Raw genomic sequence first — 19,208 nt, 5'->3', positions numbered from 1 at the left:
TCGAGGGCGTTTCCCCGGCCCCGGCAATCAACGCCACGCCAGTACGGTCTCTCGCCTCAGCGACAGCTCGCGAACCGGCAAAGCAGGGGCTGTCGCCTCGCTACCGGCCATTCAGGCTTTTCCGACTGCGAGTGAAGGTGGTATTGATGCCGTCTGATTATCAATCTCCCGGTGAACCCAATGAGCATCAATTTCGATCTGGACGACCTCCAGGCATTCCGGGCAATCGTGGAAAACGGCAGTTTTCGTAAGGCTGCCGAGGCGGTCAAGATTACCCAGCCTGCGCTGAGCCGGCGTATTGAGAAGCTGGAGTCAGCCTTGAACGTACGACTGTTCGAGAGGACGACCCGGAAGGTAAGCCTGACAGCCGTGGGACGAGCCTTCGTTCCGGAAGTGGAGCGCGTACTCGACCAACTGGACACTGCGTTGATGAGCATTGCCGATGTCGCCTCCAGCAGGATGGAGCGCGTCACCATCGCCTGCGTGCCATCGGCCGCGTACTACTTCATGCCCAACGTGATCAGCGAATTCCATCGCCTGTATCCACGCATCAAGATCATGCTTGTGGACTCCAGCGCGCATGAAGTGAACGTTGCCGTAGCCAGTGGAGAAGCCGATTTCGGGGTCACCTTCAGCGGAAACCTGAGCCCGGAAATGACCTTCGATCTGTTGCTCGAAGAGCGCTATGTCATGGCCTGCAGACGCGACCACCCACTGGCGGATCGAACCTCGGTAACCTGGTCCGAGATGTACGAGCACGACTACATCTCGCTGGACAAGTCATCCGGCAACCGACTGATCCTGAGCCAGGCGCTGAAGCGCGTAGTCCCGTCCAGACACAGCATCTGCGAGACGCGACACGTCACTACCGCGATCGGGCTGGTGGAAGCAGGCGTGGGAGTGGCTGCCGTGCCGTCCATTGCCATGCCCCGCACCAGTCACCCCCTACTAAAGGCCGTTCCCCTGGAGGAGCCGGCGGTGGTGCGCAACGTCGGCCTGATCAAGCGCAGCGGGCGAACGCTGACGCCTGCTGCGCTTGAGCTGGAAAGGCTGGTCAGAAGTACCCCGGTAAAATTACTTGGGGATTGAGTCCAGCCCCGTGGATTGCACCACCGGCTGCGCTGTCGTGGACGCGAGATAGGACAGCAGTTCCTTCGCCTGCCGCAGGTGTTTCGCATTGCGCGGAATGCCGGCGGAGTAGCGGGTCACCGATTGCAGGCTTTCGGGAATCTTGCCGACCAGGGTCACCCCGGGAACCGGCAGCAACTCGGCGACCTGCTGGAAACCAATCTCGTACTGCCCCGAGGCGACGACCGAGGCAACCGGTATGCGCTCGATCATCCTGGCCTTAGAGCCGACCTGCTGCTCCACCCCCAGTCGGTTGAACAGCTTGTTCTGGATGTAGACGCCGCTGGCGCTGTCCGAGTAGGCAATCGAGCCGGCGTCCAGCAAGGTTTTCCTGAAGGCCTCCTCCGTATCGATCTGCGGTTTGGCAGCGCCCTGCTTGACCACCATGCCGATGCGCGAATCCGCCAGATCCACCTTGGACGCCGGATCCACCACGCCCTGCTTGATCAGTTCATCCAGTGCGTAGCCGACCATGATCACCACATCGGCATTCTCCCCCCGCGCCAGGCGGTTGGGGATGGCTTCAGGGGCCTTGCCCATGGAGGGGCCGAGAATGGTCTGGACGGTGTCGCCGCTGGCCTGCGCAAACTTCGGGCTCAGCCGCTGGAAGGCCGCGGTGAAGCCGCCGGAGGTCATGACGTTCAGCTGCTCTGCATGGACAGTGGTGGCCAGTGTGCAAAGGCCGACTGCCAGGACGGCAAGGTGCTTTTGGAGCGCTTTCATTGAAGAGATTCCTCGTTCAGGCAGGAATGGGGGTACGCGAGGACTTTCCGCGGTAGAGCACCAGGGTCGAGCAAAGCGCACAGACTGCGGCGAATGTCATCCAATAGCCTGGCGCGCCTTTATCGCCGCTCAGATGAATGAGCCAGGTGGAGATGGCTGGGGTGAATCCGCCGAATACGGCTGTCGCCAGGCTATAGGCAAGGGAGAAACCGGCGACGCGGACTTCCACCGGCATGATTTCGGTGAGGGCCGGGATCATCGCCCCGTTGTAAAGGCCATAGATGAACGAAAGCCAGAGCAATACCTGCAGCATGTGCCCGAAACTCGGGGCCTGGGCCAGGAAGGACAATGCGGGATAAGCGGTGAAGATGGCCAGTAAGGTCATCGCAACGAGCATCGGTTTGCGCCCGAATCTATCGCTCAGGTGCCCGCCAATGGGCAGCCAGATGAAGTTCGAGATGCCGACCAGCAGCGTCACGAGCAAGGCGTCGGTGGTGCTGAGGTTCAGGACTGTCTTGCCGAAGGTCGGCGCATACACGGTGATCAGATAGAACGCCGTGGTCGTCATCGCCACCATCAGCAGGCCGGCCAGGACGACGCGCCAGTTCTCCCCCAGCGTGGCGAACACCTGCTTCATGGTCGGGCGCTGTGAACGCCGGGCGAACTCCTCGGTTTCCTCCAGGCTACGACGAAGCACGAAGATGAACGGCACGATCAGGCAGCCGATCGCAAAGGGAATCCGCCAGCCCCAATCCGCAATCATCGTCGGGGACATCTGTTGGTTGAGCCCGTAACCCAGGGCTGCCGCAACGACAATTGCCACCTGCTGGCTTGCCGACTGCCAACTGGTATAGAAGCCCTTGCGCCCGGCAGTCGCCATTTCCGCCAGGTAGACCGAGACGCCTCCCAGCTCGGCGCCGGCGGAAAAGCCTTGCAGCAGGCGTCCCACCAGTACGAGCAGAGGGGCCCAGGCACCAATGCTGGAATAGCCCGGCACCAGGACGATCAGCAAGGTGCCGCTGGCCATGATCGACAGCGTGACGATCAACCCCTTCCGGCGGCCCACATCATCGATGTAGGCCCCGAGAATCACCGCTCCCAGCGGGCGCATCAGGAAGCCCGCGCCGAAGACCGCGAAGGTCATCATCAGCGAGGCAAATTCGTTGGATGCGGGGAAGAAAACGGCCGCGATCTGGGTGGCATAAAAGCCAAAGAGAAAGAAATCGAACTGTTCGAGGAAGTTGCCCGAGGTGACGCGGAACACGGCACCCGCCTCGGAGCGGGCGGATTGCGCACCTGGGTTGGAGGAGGCATGCATAGGGAGTTCTCCAGCGATCTTATTTAGGCTTGTTGGCGCTTAAGGTCGCTGGATTCTGCTCGACACACTTTGAAACGATAAGTGCTATGTTTGCATCCATTGATGCATGAAATTTATCAATCAACCGAAAGGCTCGTTTTCGCTCGGATGAGCCATGATCAGCGTGGCCTGGCGGTTATGTGCGGCCGGCAAGCTGAACGAACTGGCCCGCCGCGGGCACGCTCGCGGATCAGAACACCGACCAGCCGATCCGTGAGCTGAGCAACTCCAGCGCCGCCATCCCGGCATAGGAGTTACCCGCTGCATTCAACTCCGGTGACCACACGCAGACGGTGAACTGCCCCGGCACGATCGCCACGATCCCACCGCCAACGCCACTCTTGCCCGGCAGCCCGACGCGGTAGGCGAAGTTCCCCGCTTCGTCATACAGCCCGCTGGTGGCCATGATCGAGTTCACCTGCTGGGTCTGGCGCCGGGTCAGGATCTGCTCCCCGCTGTGCTTGCAGAACCCATCGTTGGCCAGGAAGCAGAAGGCGCGCGCCAGATCCAGGCAGTTCATCTGCAAGGCGCAGTAGCTGAAATAACTGCGCAGCACCGTCTCGACCTCGTTATTGAAGTTGCCGAAGGACTGCATCAGGTAAGCCATGGCTGCGTTGCGCGCGCGGAACTGGTACTCCGAGTCGGCCACACGGGCGTCCATCGATACGTGGGGATTGCCCGACAGGCGTCGCACGAAGTCGCGCATCGACAGGATGGGGGCGGCGAAGCGCGATTGGTTGATATCGCAGATCACCAACGCCCCCGCATTGATGAACGGGTTGCGCGGGCGCCCGCGCTCGAACTCCAGCTGCACCAGTGAATTGAACGGCTGGCCCGAGGGCTCGTGGCCCAACCGCTCCCAGATCGCTTCACCGGAGTGGCCAATCGCCTGAACCAGGCTGAAAACCTTGGAAATGCTCTGCACCGAAAACGGTACCAACGCATCGCCCGCGCAGTGATAGCTGCCATCGTTGCCATAGACCGCGATGCCTAACTGCTGCGCCGGCACATCGGCGAGCGCGGGAATGTAATCCGCCACTTTGCCCTTGCCAATCAAGGGACGTACTTCTTCGAGAATCTCGTTCAACAGCGTTTGCATGGATGGCCCCGTTATCAGACCCCAGAGGACAGCGCGGGGCAGCATTCTTGACGCAGGTGGCGCCGAAGAAATCACACTGGCGCAAACCCAATGGCGCCCGCTCAGGGATTGCCCAGCATGTCGCTGGCCAATTCTGCCAGCGCGCGCAGGCGGTCCAGGCGCCGCATGTCCTGGTGGTAGCCCATCCAGATATCACGCGATGGCGGTGCTTCGCTGAGTTCAATACGAATGAGGGCCGGCACTTGGTCGCCCAGCGAGCGCGGCAGGACCGCCACCCCCAGGCCCTGCGCGCACATCCGCGCCTGCACGGTGCGGCTGCTGCTGGTGAACACCGTGGGCGCGGCAGGCAGCATGCGCTGGAGCCACAACACGTCGGGGTAATAGGCCTGCGCGGTATTCATCAGGATCAACTTGCAGCCCGCGCCATCCGGGCCGGGCTCGAAGGGCACGGCGGCGCTGGTGTACAGGCCGTAGGGCATCGTCATCAACCGGCGCTGCACGATGTCCGGCTGGTCGAAAGGGATGATGCGAAAGGCAATGTCCGCTTCGCGACGGGAGAGGTCCGATAGCCGTTGTCCCGCCATCACCTCGGGCACCACGGCGGGGTAGCGGCGCACCAGTTCGCTCAGCACCGGCGCCAGCACGTAGCCGGCAAACCAGTCGGCGGAGGAAATACGCAGGATGCCTTCGGGCTGCTCACTGCCATCGATACGCCGGGCAATGGCCAGGGCGCTGCTTTCCATTTCCTCGGCAAGATTCAGGGTGCCCTCGCCCATCGCGGTCGGCACCAGGCCTTCGCTGGTGCGCCGGAAGAAAGCCTGGCCGCTGGCCTGCTCCAGCGCCTGCAGGCGCCTGCCCACGGTGGGATGGCTGACACCCAGGTGTCTGGCCGCAGCCCCCAGAGAGCCGGCACGGGCTATCGCCAGGAAAAACCGCAAGTCGTCCCATTCCACCCCGCCACCCCCTTACAAAAATGAACGTGCAATGTGCAGCAATGGCAGTCCCGCCAACGCCTTCCGGCTTTCAAACTACGCCTACGTCCAGCCTGGCAGCATTGCCAGGCCAATTCGACGCCGTTCAATAGTGTACGTAGCGCTGCGCTGGCCCGGCCAGGGACTATTCGACCTGGCGGCCAGGCGTCGTTTCCGGAGGTGTTGCCATGACTCTTTCCATCCCTGCCTCAGCCACCGCCACACCCTCCCGGCGCTGGCTGGCCTTCGCGGTGCTGCTGGCCGGTGCATTCCTGCCCCCACTGGATTTCTTCATCGTCAATGTGGCCCTGCCGTCCATTGCCCAGGGGCTGAGGGCGACGCCGACACAGATTGAGTGGGTGATCTCGGCCTATGCGGCCACCTACGCGGTTTTTCTGATTACCGGTGGGCGCCTGGGCGACCTGTTTGGCCGGCGCCGGGTGTTTCTGGCGGGCATGGCAGGCTTCGGGATGGCGTCGCTGATCTGTGGGCTGGCGCCTTCGCCGTCGGTGCTGATTGTCGGCCGGGTGCTGCAGGGGCTGAGCGCCGCCGCCATGGCGCCGCAGGGGTTGGCATCCATCCATGCCCTGTTTCCCGAGCAGGAGCGCTCGCGGGCGTTGGCGGTCTATGGTGCGGCACTTGGGTTTGCCACCGTGGCCGCTCAGGTCCTTGGCGGCGTGCTGATTGCAGCCGACGTGTTCGGGCTGCAGTGGCGGGCGATCTTTCTGATCAATCTGCCCATCGTGGCCGCCGTATTCCTCTTCGGCATGCCCTTTTTGCCTGACACCCGCAGCGCCACCCCGGCATCGCTGGATCGTCCCGGCGTGCTGCTCTGCGCCCTGACGCTGGCGCTGCTGGTGGTACCGCTGGTGCAGGGCCGCGAGCTGGGCTGGCCGTGGTGGCTGTGCCTGATGCTGTTGAGCGCGTCCCTGGTTACCTTGGGTTTCTGGCGTCATGAGGCAGCCCTCGAGCGACGCGGCGGCACACCGCTGCTCAGCCCCCAGTTGGTGCGGTCGCCGCGCCTGCTGGCAGGTCTGCTCAGCGCGCTGTTTTTCTACGTGGTGTCGGCGTTCTTTCTGACCTTTTCGGTGTACCTGCAGGACGCCCTTGGCGCTTCGCCCGTGGTCACCGGCCTGATGTTCGTGCCCTTTGGGGTTGGCTTTCTGGTCGGTCCGCTGACCACCCCGATTGCCATACGCTATTTCGGCCGTTGGGTACCAACCCTGGGAATGCTGCTCGAGGCGCTGGGATGCCTGATCCTGGCCGTCACAGTAGGTTTTTCTGCGGCGAGCGAGCGGCCCGCCCTGGTGCCGCTGATCACGGGAGTCGGGCTGCTGGGTTTTGGTCAGGGCAGGGCATTGCCGACCCTGATTCGAAGCGTGATCGACCGCGCGCCCTCCGGCGGCTCCGGGATGGTTTCCGGCCTGGTCAATTCGGCATTGCAGATCAGCGCCGCTCTCGGCGTAGCGGTGTTCGGCGGCCTGTTCTATGCTGTCAGCGCACCCACCCACAGCCCGGCCACGCTTGGCCGAGGCTTTATCGCCGCGCTGCTGGGCATCGCCCTGAGCCTTGGCCTGTCCGCGCTGCTTGCGCTTTATGCTTCGGCGCCGCGCCCAGACAGCCCCAAATCCCCGTAAGCAGGATCAACGGGCATCGGCTTTGCCTTCGCCCAGGCTTGCCTCTGGCAGGGCTTGAATCCGCAACGATTTTTGGTAGATTTTTCCTGTCGTGCGGCTTGGAGAGCAGCAGCCGCACGCCCCAAGGCCGTATCGACAGATACGGCCTTTCTTGCTTCTTGAGTGCTCAGACGTCTCTGCGGAGGTCATCATGAACACCAACCCCCTCCCCTCGCTGGTCTGCCGCATCAACCAGAACATCAATGCCACCAGCGCCGCCATCCGCGAGCTCGCCGACTGGGCGGACGCCAGCGGCGCATCGGACACCTCGCAAGCTGTCCGGCATCATCTGCTGGTTCTCGAAGCGAACAACGAACTCATCGGCGAAGCCCTGGCAGAACTGATTGCGCGGCAAGCCGGCAGCTAGGCCCAGTCAGCGCGCCGGGTTGCCCTGCTCTTTCCTGCGAGAACGAACCCGCCACATGCTCGACCAGACACCGTCGCGCCGCAGCAGAGCATGGACCAGCGCCGCGGCGGCATGCAGGAGGATCAGGGCAAAGAGACCGTAGGCGATCCAGGCGTGAACACAACGCAGGATGCCGTAGAGGTCCGGATTGGCACCGACCAGCGCCGGTACAAGCCAGTGCGCGAAGCGCAGCGGAAAGTCCGCGGCGCCCTGCATGGCCCAGCCAACCAGGATCTGCCCGAGCAACAGGGCATACAGCGCGAAATGCACCGCGCATGCCAGGCGCCGTTGCCAGGGCGTCACCGAAGCCGGCAGCGCGGGGCGCGCCGTGACAGCGCGAACCAGCAGGCGCACCAGCAGAAGCACCAGCAAGGCCAGCCCCAACTGCTTGTGCCAGGCGACCAGCTGCGGCTGGCTGCCACCGACGCTGGCGACCATGGTGACGCCAACGAACAGCGTGGCGATCACCAGCACGGCCATCAGACCATGTAGCAGGCGGAGCAGCGGATGGAAGGACTCGACAGGCGCGTTCACGGTTGTGCTCCCTGGTGCTGGCTGGACGGCTGGCCTTCGAGAGTCCGCCGCCGGTAGGACTGCGCGTAGGCCGAAGATCGGGCGCGCAGGATGGCATCGCCACTGGGTTCGACGCCTTGGGGCAGGACCAGCGGATCGAAGTTGAAGCCGTAGCAGTCTCCCTCCAGCTGCGCGCGAGCCTGCTCCACCACCAGGGTACCGGCCTCGATCTGCCTGCGCTCGGCCGGCCAGGAATGGGTCGGGTCATCCACATCATCGTCGGCACCTGCGAAGACGAAGCGCCACGTCCAGCGCAACGGCCCCGATTGCAGGCGCAGCAACAGGTCCTGCTGCAGTGCATCGTCGGCTACGCCCGCAGCGCCCAGCGGTGTGGCGGCCAGCTGCGGCACCATCGACCAGCGCACGGCCTGGCGCTGGCCCTTTGCATCGACCAGCAGGAAGGCATTGATGCTGTTGTAAGCCGTGCTGGCGAAACTGTCGCTCGGCCGGTAGGACGCCGCCCAGGCGCGGAACTCGTCGCTTTCGGGGTGTGCGTCGAAGAAGGCCTTGACGCGCGCGGGGTCGCTCTTGCCGGTCGCCGGGTCCGGGCGCATCGCCCCCAACTGCTCGTAGAAGTCCTCCGGCGTCCGCACGGGGAGCACCGGTGGGTTATTCATCGCCATGCGCCACTGCTGCCCGTCCGGCTGACGCACCAGCAGCGCCATGCTGCGCACCGGCACGCTGGTATCCGCGGCGTGGGGGTTGCCCGCGCCTACCGACAGACGCCCGAGCACCTGCACCCGTCCCGGCTGCAGCAATGACACCCGGGAGAGCGGAGCCAGGGCGCCGTTCATCTCCAGGTAACCACTGAAGCAAATGCCCCGCGGATGGGCGCGACGGTATCCCGGATAGACGCCGGCGTTGGCCTCCAGGCGATCGATCAACTGGGCGCTGGTGAGCGGATGGGCGCCGAGCCAGCCGGCGCTCCAGGCGAACAGGCCGGTGGCACCGCAGAGTACGCCGGCTATGGCGACGCCGCGCAGCAAGCGTTGGTTTCGAGTCAGATCAGGGTCGTTTGGCATGGTCTCGTCATCGGCGGGCCAAGGGCATCGCTGCAGTGGCGACAGAACGCGATCATTATCTATACAAATAACAAAGCATGCACACAATTTAATGCAACAGTTGTATGCAGCGATGTGATCATCACCGACTTGATCCCGGTGGACCGGACCGCTCTCCGACGCCAAGACCCACCCCCATTTATCCGCTGGATCCGATAAGCGATGCGTCGCCCTGCTTTCCGGCCATTCATCCGATATCTGTACATTAATTTATTTTTGTATAAGTATCAGGATAGGTATCTGGAGCTCGATTCATGCGCGCAACCACCACTTTCTGCCCGCTCTCCCTGAGCATCGTCATGCTCTGCGGCCTCTGGGCGCAGCCGAGCTGCGCGGACTGGCGGGGGGAGATTCCCGGCGCCACGCAGGTCGGCCAGGGCCAGTTCAGCTGGTTCGGTTTCGTTGTCTACGAGGCAAACCTGTGGAGCGCAGCACGCACACCTGACTGGGCGCATGCCTTCGCCCTGGAACTGGTCTATCGCCGCGAGCTGTCCCGGGACACCCTGGTACAGGCCAGCCTTGACGAGATGCGCCGCCAGGGCAGCGTCGACGAAACCCTGCTGGCTTCCTGGGCCGGTGAGATGCGCCGGGCCTTCGTCGATGTCAAGGCTGGGCAACGAATCACCGGCGTCTACCTGCCCGACGAGGGCTGCCGCTTCTATGTCGACGGCAAGCCGAGCCACGTGGTCGCTGATACCCGCTTCGCCCGGGCGTTCTTTTCCATCTGGCTGGACCCGCGCACGCGCAATCCAGAGCTGCGCCGGGATCTGCTGGGCCTGAACGGAGACCCGCAATGAAGTTGACCCTGCGCCTGTTCCAACTCGCCCTCTGCCTGCTGCTGGGCAGCTGCGGCAATGTCGGCGTCGAGCACTACGCCCATGAGCGTCCCACCCTGGACCTGCCCGCATTCTTCGCCGGGCCGGTGAAAGCCTGGGGCATCTTCCAGAAGCCCTCCGGTGAAGTGGTCAAGCGCTTCGAGGTGGACATCACCAGCCGCCGCGAAGGTGAACGGCTGATCCTTGACGAGCGCTTCCGCTATAGCGATGGCACTCGCCAGCAACGTATCTGGACCCTGACGCCGGACGGCGCCAACCGCTGGCGCGGGCGTGCTGCCGACGTGGTCGGCGAAGCCTTGGGAGAGATAGCCGGCAACGCACTGCGCTGGCGCTACGACCTGAATCTGGACGTGGACGGAAGCACCTGGAAAGTCAGCTTCGACGACTGGATGTACCTGATGGACGACGACACGCTGATCAACCGGTCGAGCATGCGCAAATTCGGCGTCGAGCTGGGCCAGGTGACCTTGTTCTTCCGCCGCGAGGGCGCCGGGAATCCCGGCAGGAGCTGAGCAAGGCGCCCACCTCATTTATCAGCCGCGCTGCCGGCCAGGAGCTAACCATGACACTGCAAGACCTCGCCCATGCCGTAGCCGCCGGGCGTATCCAGGGTTTCGAGGTGATTTCCCTGGAGGGCGGCTTCTACGTCCTGCAGGCTCGCCTGGCCGAGGGCTTGCGGCCGATTCGCGATGAAAGCGGGCAGGTCCTGCACCTGCGCTCCACCACCCAGGTGCGCGAGGCGCTGGGCGAATGGGCCTCGCTGCCGTGCGAACTGGTCCAGCACTGCGCCCATGACGAAATCTGCGCCTCGCATCCGACGGCGGTCGAGCCGCTGCGCGTGCCGCTTTCCCTGGAGCCCCGCGCATGACGTACAAGCCGCGCCGGCTGGGTCTGCTGCTGGGAGACCAGCTCAGCTTCGAGCTGTCCCTGTTCGACGCGCTGGACCCTGAGCGGGACGCTATCCTGATGGCCGAGGTGGACCAGGAAGCCCGCTACGTGCCTCATCATCCGCAGAAGATCGTGCTCATCTTCAGCGCCATGCGCCACTTCGCCCAGGCGCTGCGAGAACGGGGCTGGCGGGTGATCTACACGACGCTGGACGATCCCGCTAACAGTGGCAACATCGTCGGCGAAGTCGAACGCTGGCACGTCACTCTGGGTTATCCCGAGGTTCATTTCACCGAATGCGGCGAATGGCGTCTGGAGCAGGCGCTGCGCAGCGGCAAGGTGTCGCTGACCTGGCATGAAGATCACCGTTTTCTCTGCAGTCGCGATGAGTTCGCGCGCTGGGCAGGAGCGCGCAGGCAGTTGCGCATGGAGCACTTCTACCGCGTGATGCGCCAGCGCACCGGGCTGCTGATGGAACCCGATGGCCGTCCCGTCGGCGGCACCTGGAACCTCGACTCGGACAATCGCAAGCCGCTGCCGCGCGGGCTGCACGGCCCCTTCCCCGCCCGCTTCGAGCAGGACGGTATCACCCGCGACGTCATGCAACTGGTCGGCAAGCGTTTTGACGATCACTACGGTCGTCTGGAGGGATTCGACTACCCGGTGACCCACATTCAGGCCCAGGAACTCTGGCAACACTTCCTGGAGTTCTCCCTGCCAGCGTTCGGCGATTACCAGGACGCCATGGCCGAGGGCGAACCCTTCCTGTTCCATGCCCGCATCAGCGCCGCGCTGAACATCGGCCTGCTGGACGTGCGCCAGCTGGCCAGCGACGTGGAGCAGGCCTATCGCCGGGGACTCGCGCCGCTGAACGCCGCCGAAGGCTTCATCCGTCAATTGATCGGCTGGCGGGAATACGTGCGCGGCATTTACTGGCTGCGCATGCCCGAATACGCGCAGCTCAACGCGCTGGGCAATCGCCGGCCGTTGCCGGAGTTCTACTGGACCGGCCGGACCGACATGCGCTGCATGGCCCAGGCCATCGGCCAGACACTGGAATTCGGCTACGCGCACCACATCCAGCGGCTGATGGTCACCGGCAACTTCGCCCTGCTGGCGGGCATCGCTCCGCCGGCCATCTGCGACTGGTACCTGGCCGTGTACCTGGATGCCTTCGAGTGGGTGGAGCTGCCCAACACGCTGGGCATGGTGATGCACGCCGATGGCGGCTACCTGGGCTCCAAGCCCTACTGCGCGAGCGGGCGCTATATCCAGCGCATGTCCGACCACTGCGGGGCCTGCCGCTACCGGGTCGACCAGGCGACCGGGGAGGATGCCTGCCCCTTCAATGCGCTGTACTGGCACTTCCTCATGCGGCACCGCGAGCGGCTCGGCGCTAATCCGCGATTGGCCATGGCGTATCGCAACCTGCAACGCATGGACGAGCAGCGCAGCCTCGCCCTGTGGCAGCGCGGCGAGGCTTTGCTGGCGCGGCTGGATGCGGGACAAGCGCTGTGAAAAAAACGCACCTGCCGGAGAAGACCTGCCTGGTCTGCGGCCGTCCGTTCAGCTGGCGGCGGCGTTGGGCGCGCTGCTGGGATGAGGTGCGCTACTGCTCGCAGCGCTGCCGCCGCTCACCGGCCAAGCGCGAGGCGCAGCATCAGCGGTAGCCAGGCCGTCCAAAGCAGTGCCAGTGCCAGCGCCGTGAAACCCAAGCCCAACGGAAGATCGACTCCAGCCAGCGGAGCGCCGGCGCAATAGGCCAGCGGGCCACCCAAGGCGCCCACGCAGGCACCCCGCCACATCGGTCGCGCGGCCCAGGCAAGGCTGTGCCGCAACCCGCTGGCAAAGACCAGCCACAGCAGGGCGAGCCAGCCCGGCAGGAGCTCACCCTCGAAATTAAACAGCCCAAGCCAGCCCAGGAGGGTGTCCAGCAGACAACCGGACAGGCCAACAGTGAGTATCGCCTGCCCCTCCTCTTTCGTTTGCCGGCAAAAGCTGAGGTGCAGCAATAACCCGACCGCCACCGCGGCCAGCAAAGCCTGATGCCGCGCACCGAGCACACAACCCCACCATCCCAGTTGCAGCCAGACCGCGTTTACCAGCAGCGGCAGTCGGCGGTCCATCAGGCGTCCAGCTGATCCGCCAGACTCGACCTGCGCGCCGCGGGCCCAGCCCAGAGCAGATGCGCCACACCGATGGCGCGCTCCTCGAAGCCGCCCTGGCAATAGCACAGGTAGAACTCCCACAGGCGCTGGAAGCTTTCGTCATAGCCCAGCTCCAGCAGAGAGGCGCGCGATTGCCGCAGGTTGTCACGCCAATGCCCCAGGGTGCGCGCATAGTCCCCGGCGAAATCTTCCAGGTGGACGAGATTGAGCTCCGTGTGCTCGGTGGCGGTCTGCAGCAGTTTGGTGATCGAAGGCAGCGCGCCGCCTGGGAAGATGTAGCGCTGGATGAAGTCCACGGAACGCCGCGCCTGCTCGTAGCGTTGGTCGCGGATGGTGATGGCCTGCAGCAGCATCAGGCCGTCATCCTTCAGCAAGGCCGCGCAACGGCGAAAATACTCGGGCAGGTAGCGATGGCCGACCGCTTCTATCATCTCGATGGACACCAGCTTGTCGTAGCGCCCGCGTAGTTCGCGGTAATCCTCCAGCAGCAGGGTCACTCGATCCTGCAGGCCGAACTCGCGGATGCGGAATTGGGCGCAGGCGTACTGCTCCTTCGACAACGTGGTGGTGGTCACGCGGCAACCGTAGTGGGTGGCGGCATAGAGCGCGAGGCTGCCCCAGCCGGTGCCGATCTCCAGCAGGTGATCCTGCGGCTGCAGTTCCAGCTTGCGGCAGATGACGTCGAGCTTGTTCAGCTGTGCCTGCTCCAGGCTCTGCGAAGGGTTCTGGAACATGGCGGAGGAATACATCAGCGTCGGATCGAGCAGGCGCTCGAACAGGTCGTTGCCCAGGTCGTAATGGGCGCTGATGTTGCGCTGCGAACCGCTGCGGCTGTTGCGGTTGAGCCAGTGCAGCACGCGCAGCGCGGGCCTGGCCAAGAGTGCCAGGCCGCCTTCCATGGCATCGAGCACCGACAGGTTGGCGACGAACAGGCGGGTTACCGCCGCGAGATCCGGGCTGCTCCAGTAGCCATGGATGTAGGCCTCCCCGGCGCCGATCGAACCGTTGCAGGCAACCATGCCCCAGACCGCATCGTCGTGCACGTCGATCACCGCGCGCAGGGGGCTGAGCGGGTCGCCGAAATCCAGCTGGCTCTCGCCACGGCGCACCTGAAGCCAGCCGTACCGCAGCTGGCGCAGGCGGGCGATCACCGCGTGACGGAACAGGTTGCCGATCCGCGGCGCGGCGGTGCCGGCCTTATCAGCGCTCAGGGTGGGTTCTGACATGATCGGGCTCCTCGACGGCGCAATGACCGACCGCCAGGTGATGTTCGCTGGCCTGGTGGTCGTGAACGGGGACGCGTTTGAACAGCAGGCGCAGGGCCTGCCAGTAGATGGCCGCAACGGTGCGCAGGCTCATCCAGGGAAACGCCAGCAGGTGCCGGCGCAGGGATGTGCCGTCCAGCGCCTCGCGCTGCAGATCGAGGTGGGCGAGGAACACCAGACGGTCGTCACGCCAGTTCTCCATGTGCACATGCACGCGGGCCGGATCGATGAGAAAACGCATGCGGTATTCCATCTCCCTGGGCAGAAATGGCGACACATGGAAGGCCTTGGCGACCGCGAGCTCCTGGGGCGCACCGGGCTTTATCGGCAGCACGTAATGGAAGCGCTCGCGCCAGGGCGTGTTGCGCACCTCGCAAAGAATCGCGGCCAGCCGGCCGTCATGGTCGTGGCAAAAATAGAAACTGACCGGGTTGAACCACAGGCCCCAGCTGCGCAGCTGGGTGAGCAGAAGAATCGGGCCGGCGGGCGACTCGCCCAGGGCTTCGCGCAGCAGGCAGCGCACCGCTTCGTCCAGTGGCATCCCCCGCCCCGTCCAGGCGGGCAGATAATCGCTCTGCCGCCAGCTCAGCGGGGCGAAGCGCCAGGCGTGCAGCAGCGGCGAAAGCCGCATCAAGGACGGCTGTTCGGCCAGGTCCAGCAGAACCATGCCGACCGGATATCGGAAGGCATGCACCTTTGGCAGCAGGCGCCGGTGCATCACCCAGCCACGGCACAGGCTGCTCTTCATAGCCGCTCCCCGAAATGCCCGGCGACTTCCAGGGCGCTGACCACGCCGTCCTCGTGGAAGCCATTGCCCCAGTAGGCTCCGCAGAAATAACTATGCTGCCGCCCCTGCAACAGGCCGCGCCTGGCCTGCGCCGCGATGCCGGCAAGGCTGAACTGCGGGTGGGCGTAGACGAAGCGCGCCAGCACCTTGGCCGGATCGATCTGCTCTGTCTGGTTGAGGCTCACGCAGAAGGTGACCGGCGCCTCGATCCCCTGCAGCAGGTTCATGTCGTAGGTGAGCGCGGCGGGTGCCTGCGGCGGGCCGCCGAGCCGATAGTTCCAGCTCGCCCAGGCGCGTCGGCGGCTCGGCAGCAGGCGGGTGTCGGTGTGCAGGATGACTTCGTTGCTGGCATAGCGCAGCGCGCCGAGCACCGCCTGCTCCTCTGCGCTGGGGGCATCGAGCAGGGCCAGGGCCTGGTCGCTGTGGCAGGCGAAAACGACCTTGTCGAAGCGCTCGCTTCCCGCGGCGCTGAATACCTCCACACCCTGCCCATCCCGCCTGACGCGGTGCACCGGGCAGTTCAGGCGGATTCGCTCGCGATAGCCCGCTGTCAAGGGCGCCACATAGCTGCGCGAGCCGCCCTCCACTACCCGCCATTGCGGCCGCTCATTCACCGAGAGCAGCCCATGGTTGACGAAGAAGCGAACAAAGAACTGCAGCGGGAAATCCAGCATGCGGGCGCGCGACATCGACCAGATCGCCGAGCCCATGGGCACGATGTAATGCTCGGCGAAGCGCTCACCGTATCCGCCGGCACGCAGGTAGTCGCCCAGCGTCAGCGTCGGCGGAATACGCTGCTCAGCGAGGTCTTCGAGCGCTTCGCGATTGAAGCGCAGGATGTCGCGCAGCATCCCCCAGAAGCCGGGCGAAAGCAGATTGCGCCGCTGGGCGAACAGGGTATTGAGGTTATGGCCGTTGTATTCCAGCCCACTGGCCGGATCGTGTACCGAGAAGCTCATCTCAGTAGGCCGGGTGGCGACGCCCAGACGTGTCAGCAGTTGGATGAAGCGCGGGTAGGTCCAGTCATTGAAAACGATGAAGCCGGTATCAATAGCGTAACGCTTGCCCTGCCAGTCGACATCCACGGTATGGGTGTGGCCACCAATCCAATCGCTGGCCTCGAAGACGGTGAGCTCGTGCTGGCGGGTCAGCAGGTGGGCGCAGGTCAGACCGGAAATGCCGCTGCCGATGATCGCAATGCGCATGGCTCAGGCCTCCGCGGCGCGGCGCGCCAGGCGGCGACCGAGTCCAAGGCGCCAACCGGCGGGCAAGCTCCCCAGCAGCCGCAGCATCAGGATGAAAGGTCGGGGAAAGGCGATCTCCAGCGGCCGGGCGTCAAGACGCTGGACGATGTGCCGGGCTGCTCGCTCTACCGGCCAAACCATTGGCATGGGGAAATCGTTGCGCCGGGTCAGTGGTGTATCCACGAAACCAGGGCTCACCAGCGTCGTGTCGATACCCTCGCCTGCCAGGTCGATACGCAGCGATTCAAGCAGGTAACGCAGCCCCGCCTTGGATGCTCCGTAAGCGCCGGCGCGGGGCAACGCCAGCCAGGACACTGAGCTGCCGACCACCACCAGATGCGGGCGTCCCCCCTGGCGCAGCAGCGGTAGGCATGCCTGGATGCAATGCGCGGTACCCAGCAGGTTGGTTTTCACCACCCGCTCCACCAGTGTCGCATCGAATTGTCCGGGTTCCAGGTACTCGCAAGTTCCAGCATTCAGCACGACACGATCCAGTGCGCCCCAGGCCTGCTGGATGCGTCGCGCGATGAGGTCAACCTGCCTGGCGTCCGAGATATCGCCAGGAACCACCAGCACCCGCTCACCGTAACGCTCGGCCAGGGACTGCAACGCTGACGCCTGACGCGCCGTCACTGCCAGGCTATGGCCGTCATCGAGCAGTTGCTCGGCCAGGGCGGCGCCAATGCCGCTGCTGGCGCCCGTCAGCCAGATGCGGCTCATGCCAGCCTCCGCTTCAGCCAGCCGATGACGCCGCCCATGACGGGCAAGTGCTCATAGAGCAGCGCGCCCGCATCGAAGTAGTCCCGGTGAAACTCGACGCGCTCGCCCCAGCGAAGATGGCTGCACCCATCCACGGCAATAAGCGCGCCGCCGGCCAGGCGCGGGTGGCGGTAAAGCAGGGTCCAGCGCAGGTAGCCCTGCCCCGGGGCGACCTCGTCGAATCCGTGGAAGTCGTAGCGCAGCCCCTGCACATTGGCGTAGAGCGACGCGAAGTAGCGGCGCAAGTCGGCGAGGCCGTCCACCCGGTGCAACGGATCCTGGAAACGCACGGCTGGGCTGTACAACTCGTCCAGGCGATGGAGACTCGCAGCGTCGAGCTCGGCGAAACGCCTGGCGAAGGATTGCAGAAACGAAGACATGGCAGGCTCCGAAAAATACTGTACAGCCAAATATTTCTGTACAGATATAAGCGAAGCCTACGGCATTAATTGTACAAATCAAGTCGCCTTGTACAATTTTTAGTGCAGGTCATTGGTTACGGTTCAGCGCGCCGAGTTGCTCCTTGAGCGCCTCAACCTCCGCCTCCAGTTCGCGCACGCGCTCCTGAGCCGCGACTTCGCGGCTGACATCGCGCTGGATGCCGATGAAGTACGTGAGCTGGTCCGCTTCGTTACGTACCGGCGTGATTGACAGCTCGTTCCAGAAAGGCGTGCCGTCCTTGCGGAAGTTGTGCAGCACCTGGCGACAGGGTTGCCCGCTGCGGATCGCCTCGCGCACGGCCGCCAAACCCGCCTGCTGCCGCTCGCTGCCCTGCAGGAAACGGCAGTCCTGATAGAGGATGTCATCTACGGCGAAGCCGGTCAGGCGTTCGAACGCTGCGTTGGCATAGATCAGGATGCTGTCCTCCCCCTCCTGCTCGGCCACCACGATGCCGTCGTTGGAAGCTTCGACCATCAATTGCAGGAGCTTGGCGTTGATCATGGGTTTTCCCTTCGGTTCGCTGCGATCCGCCTAGGGTAGTCGGGTGGCCGGGTACTGCCTAGCTGGGCCACAAACCTTGCGACTGGTTTACAATCCGTGTTCCCTTGCCGCCTGGCCGCGCTATGAACGACCTGTCCGATACCGCCCCCAGCGACCTCCTGCCCATGCGCGAGATCGTGCGCCTCACTGGCGTCAATCCGGTGACCCTGCGAGCGTGGGAGCGCCGCTACGGCCTGGTCAGCCCGCTGCGCACCGATGGCGGCCATCGGCTGTACACCCCCCGGGATCTGCAGACCATCCAGGACATCCTGCTATGGACCGGTCGTGGCATGCCGGTGGGCAAGATCGGCGAGTTGCTTGCCCAACGCCAGCGGCAGGAATCGGCCCAGCCCGACGATGAGCGCTTGCAGTGGCGTGAAGCTTTTTCCAGGGCCGCTGCGGCATTCGACCAGAGCGAACTCGACCGCCTCTACGGTCAGGCCTACAGCATCTTTCCCAGCGCCACACTGCTGGAGGACATCCTCCTGCCGCTGTGGCGTTCCCTGCTGACGCTCAACGGCTATGGCGCCCGCAGCCAGTGGGGCTTTCTTGACGCCTTCCTGCGCGCCCGAGTGCTGCTGCGCCTGCAAATGAGCCGTGCGCTTGGCGCCGGGGTGCTGCTGGCCGATGCTGCCGGTACCACGCGGGAATTCGAATTGCTGGCCACAGGCCTGCTGCTGGGCGGCGACGATCTGCGCGTCCAAGTTCTGCCGGGCGCGCCACTGGACGAGCTGCCGCTGGTTGGCGCGGCGATGCGCCCGGCTGCACTCGTACTGGTCGCCCACGTGGACTTGTCGGCGGATGCGATCAAACGTCTGGATCGACTGCAGATGGCGATCGAATGTCCGCTGGCCTTGATCGGCGAAGCGGCCGAGAGGATCGCCAGCGCCTCTTCGGGGGTGCCCATGGTGGCCCTGGGAAGCAGTCCGGCCCTCGGCGCACGGAGGCTGCGATTGATGCTAAGCGGTGCCTTGGAGCTTTAATCGCCCGCCGCTCGAGTCGCCAAAATCCGTACGACTCAAATAGCTAGTACAGTATATTCGCTGCACACGTCCCGCGTTAAATCTTGATGGCCGGCAGGGTCAACTCGCGGTAGCCAAAGACCCGCGGATTTCGGGTCAAGATAAATGATTCCCTGGAGGGGGAATCCATGTGCGGACAATCGTACTCATGAAAAAGCCCCGGTAAATGCCGGGGCTTTTTCATTCAGGGCGGGCCGTCAGGGATTGGCGATTTCACCGCGCTGCCACTGCTCCTCGCGGCTGGCCAGGCCCTGGCCGATGTCG

Annotated in this window: 22 protein-coding genes; 9 read left to right on the top strand and 13 right to left on the bottom strand. The window is 64.5% G+C overall.

What is annotated here, in order from left to right; all coding sequences use genetic code 11:
* Window positions 1–180: 180 nt before the first annotated feature.
* On the top strand, window positions 181–1,089 hold the full coding sequence (locus tag ACIPK7_RS04300) for a LysR family transcriptional regulator (protein WP_401085678.1): 909 nt from the start codon (window positions 181–183) through the stop codon (window positions 1,087–1,089).
* Here ACIPK7_RS04300 and ACIPK7_RS04295 read toward each other — a convergent pair.
* From ACIPK7_RS04295 to ACIPK7_RS04280, 4 genes are all read right to left on the bottom strand, one after another.
* Window positions 1,075–1,851 carry a substrate-binding domain-containing protein gene (locus ACIPK7_RS04295; RefSeq protein WP_401085675.1) on the bottom strand — a complete coding sequence of 259 codons (777 nt, stop codon included), beginning with the start codon at window positions 1,849–1,851 and terminating at the stop codon, window positions 1,075–1,077. The two genes, ACIPK7_RS04300 and ACIPK7_RS04295, sit on opposite strands and share 15 nt — an antisense overlap.
* Before the next feature lie 16 nt (window positions 1,852–1,867).
* Window positions 1,868–3,169, bottom strand: coding sequence for an MFS transporter (locus tag ACIPK7_RS04290; RefSeq protein ID WP_401085673.1), 1,302 nt, complete (start codon window positions 3,167–3,169; stop codon window positions 1,868–1,870).
* 229 nt (window positions 3,170–3,398) lie between these two features.
* On the bottom strand, window positions 3,399–4,307 hold the full coding sequence (glsB, locus tag ACIPK7_RS04285) for a glutaminase B (protein WP_192431444.1): 909 nt from the start codon (window positions 4,305–4,307) through the stop codon (window positions 3,399–3,401).
* 101 nt (window positions 4,308–4,408) lie between these two features.
* Window positions 4,409–5,260, bottom strand: a complete 852-nt coding sequence (locus tag ACIPK7_RS04280) for a LysR family transcriptional regulator (protein ID WP_401085670.1) — start codon at window positions 5,258–5,260, stop codon at window positions 4,409–4,411.
* A 206-nt stretch (window positions 5,261–5,466) separates the two neighbouring features.
* Here ACIPK7_RS04280 and ACIPK7_RS04275 point away from each other — a divergent pair, with 206 nt between their 5' ends.
* Both ACIPK7_RS04275 and ACIPK7_RS04270 read left to right on the top strand, forming a co-directional pair.
* Entirely contained in the window at window positions 5,467–6,915 is a 1,449-nt protein-coding gene (locus ACIPK7_RS04275; protein WP_401085667.1) for an MFS transporter, read from the top strand.
* 190 nt (window positions 6,916–7,105) lie between these two features.
* Window positions 7,106–7,321, top strand: a complete 216-nt coding sequence (locus ACIPK7_RS04270) for a hypothetical protein (RefSeq protein WP_192431447.1) — start codon at window positions 7,106–7,108, stop codon at window positions 7,319–7,321.
* A 6-nt stretch (window positions 7,322–7,327) separates the two neighbouring features.
* Here ACIPK7_RS04270 and ACIPK7_RS04265 read toward each other — a convergent pair whose 3' ends face one another.
* Both ACIPK7_RS04265 and ACIPK7_RS04260 read right to left on the bottom strand, forming a co-directional pair.
* Window positions 7,328–7,894, bottom strand: coding sequence for a cytochrome b (locus tag ACIPK7_RS04265; protein ID WP_192431448.1), 567 nt, complete (start codon window positions 7,892–7,894; stop codon window positions 7,328–7,330).
* The gene (locus tag ACIPK7_RS04260) at window positions 7,891–8,955 is read right to left on the bottom strand and encodes a catalase family peroxidase (RefSeq protein WP_401085662.1); all 1,065 of its coding nucleotides are present in this window, start codon (window positions 8,953–8,955) and stop codon (window positions 7,891–7,893) included. The genes ACIPK7_RS04265 and ACIPK7_RS04260 overlap by 4 nt, the downstream gene beginning before the upstream one ends.
* A gap of 293 nt (window positions 8,956–9,248) precedes the next feature.
* On the opposite strand from ACIPK7_RS04260, the gene ACIPK7_RS04255 reads away from it, so the two are divergent.
* Genes ACIPK7_RS04255 through ACIPK7_RS04235 form a run of 5 tightly spaced genes read left to right on the top strand, consistent with a single transcriptional unit; the run spans window position 9,249 to window position 12,388 of the window.
* The gene (locus tag ACIPK7_RS04255; protein ID WP_401085660.1) at window positions 9,249–9,791 is read left to right on the top strand and encodes a chalcone isomerase family protein; all 543 of its coding nucleotides are present in this window, start codon (window positions 9,249–9,251) and stop codon (window positions 9,789–9,791) included.
* Complete coding sequence (locus ACIPK7_RS04250; RefSeq protein ID WP_401085657.1) at window positions 9,788–10,342, top strand: DUF3833 domain-containing protein; 555 nt, start codon at window positions 9,788–9,790, stop codon at window positions 10,340–10,342. Before ACIPK7_RS04255 ends, ACIPK7_RS04250 begins: the two co-directional genes overlap by 4 nt.
* Window positions 10,343–10,392: 50 nt before the next feature.
* Window positions 10,393–10,698 carry a DUF6482 family protein gene (locus tag ACIPK7_RS04245; protein WP_192431452.1) on the top strand — a complete coding sequence of 102 codons (306 nt, stop codon included), beginning with the start codon at window positions 10,393–10,395 and terminating at the stop codon, window positions 10,696–10,698.
* The gene (locus ACIPK7_RS04240; RefSeq protein WP_401085654.1) at window positions 10,695–12,236 is read left to right on the top strand and encodes a cryptochrome/photolyase family protein; all 1,542 of its coding nucleotides are present in this window, start codon (window positions 10,695–10,697) and stop codon (window positions 12,234–12,236) included. Before ACIPK7_RS04245 ends, ACIPK7_RS04240 begins: the two co-directional genes overlap by 4 nt.
* Complete coding sequence (locus ACIPK7_RS04235; RefSeq protein WP_192431454.1) at window positions 12,233–12,388, top strand: DUF2256 domain-containing protein; 156 nt, start codon at window positions 12,233–12,235, stop codon at window positions 12,386–12,388. Before ACIPK7_RS04240 ends, ACIPK7_RS04235 begins: the two co-directional genes overlap by 4 nt.
* Here the strand turns inward: ACIPK7_RS04235 and ACIPK7_RS04230 are convergent.
* From ACIPK7_RS04230 to ACIPK7_RS04200, 7 genes are all read right to left on the bottom strand, one after another.
* Window positions 12,353–12,844 (bottom strand): DUF2878 domain-containing protein, encoded by a 492-nt coding sequence (locus tag ACIPK7_RS04230; protein WP_401085651.1) that lies wholly within the window; start codon window positions 12,842–12,844, stop codon window positions 12,353–12,355. The two genes, ACIPK7_RS04235 and ACIPK7_RS04230, sit on opposite strands and share 36 nt — an antisense overlap.
* Complete coding sequence (locus ACIPK7_RS04225; RefSeq protein ID WP_401085648.1) at window positions 12,844–14,112, bottom strand: class I SAM-dependent methyltransferase; 1,269 nt, start codon at window positions 14,110–14,112, stop codon at window positions 12,844–12,846. The genes ACIPK7_RS04230 and ACIPK7_RS04225 overlap by 1 nt, the downstream gene beginning before the upstream one ends.
* Entirely contained in the window at window positions 14,087–14,899 is an 813-nt protein-coding gene (locus ACIPK7_RS04220; RefSeq protein ID WP_401085645.1) for a DUF1365 domain-containing protein, read from the bottom strand. The genes ACIPK7_RS04225 and ACIPK7_RS04220 overlap by 26 nt, the downstream gene beginning before the upstream one ends.
* On the bottom strand, window positions 14,896–16,143 hold the full coding sequence (locus ACIPK7_RS04215) for an NAD(P)/FAD-dependent oxidoreductase (RefSeq protein ID WP_401085642.1): 1,248 nt from the start codon (window positions 16,141–16,143) through the stop codon (window positions 14,896–14,898). The genes ACIPK7_RS04220 and ACIPK7_RS04215 overlap by 4 nt, the downstream gene beginning before the upstream one ends.
* Before the next feature lie 3 nt (window positions 16,144–16,146).
* Entirely contained in the window at window positions 16,147–16,902 is a 756-nt protein-coding gene (locus tag ACIPK7_RS04210; protein ID WP_192431459.1) for an SDR family oxidoreductase, read from the bottom strand.
* Window positions 16,899–17,321, bottom strand: coding sequence for a nuclear transport factor 2 family protein (locus ACIPK7_RS04205; RefSeq protein WP_192431460.1), 423 nt, complete (start codon window positions 17,319–17,321; stop codon window positions 16,899–16,901). Before ACIPK7_RS04205 ends, ACIPK7_RS04210 begins: the two co-directional genes overlap by 4 nt.
* A 109-nt stretch (window positions 17,322–17,430) precedes the next feature.
* Window positions 17,431–17,883, bottom strand: a complete 453-nt coding sequence (locus ACIPK7_RS04200; protein ID WP_401085638.1) for a PAS domain-containing protein — start codon at window positions 17,881–17,883, stop codon at window positions 17,431–17,433.
* 122 nt (window positions 17,884–18,005) lie between these two features.
* Here ACIPK7_RS04200 and ACIPK7_RS04195 point away from each other — a divergent pair, with 122 nt between their 5' ends.
* Window positions 18,006–18,905 carry a MerR family transcriptional regulator gene (locus tag ACIPK7_RS04195; protein ID WP_192431462.1) on the top strand — a complete coding sequence of 300 codons (900 nt, stop codon included), beginning with the start codon at window positions 18,006–18,008 and terminating at the stop codon, window positions 18,903–18,905.
* Window positions 18,906–19,208: the final 303 nt, after the last annotated feature.

It is taken from the genome of Pseudomonas sp. NPDC086581 (assembly GCF_044746165.1).
Lineage (GTDB): Bacteria > Pseudomonadota > Gammaproteobacteria > Pseudomonadales > Pseudomonadaceae > Pseudomonas.
The sequence above is the reverse complement of the archived record's forward strand: the minus strand, read 5'-3'. Positions and strand labels throughout refer to the sequence as shown.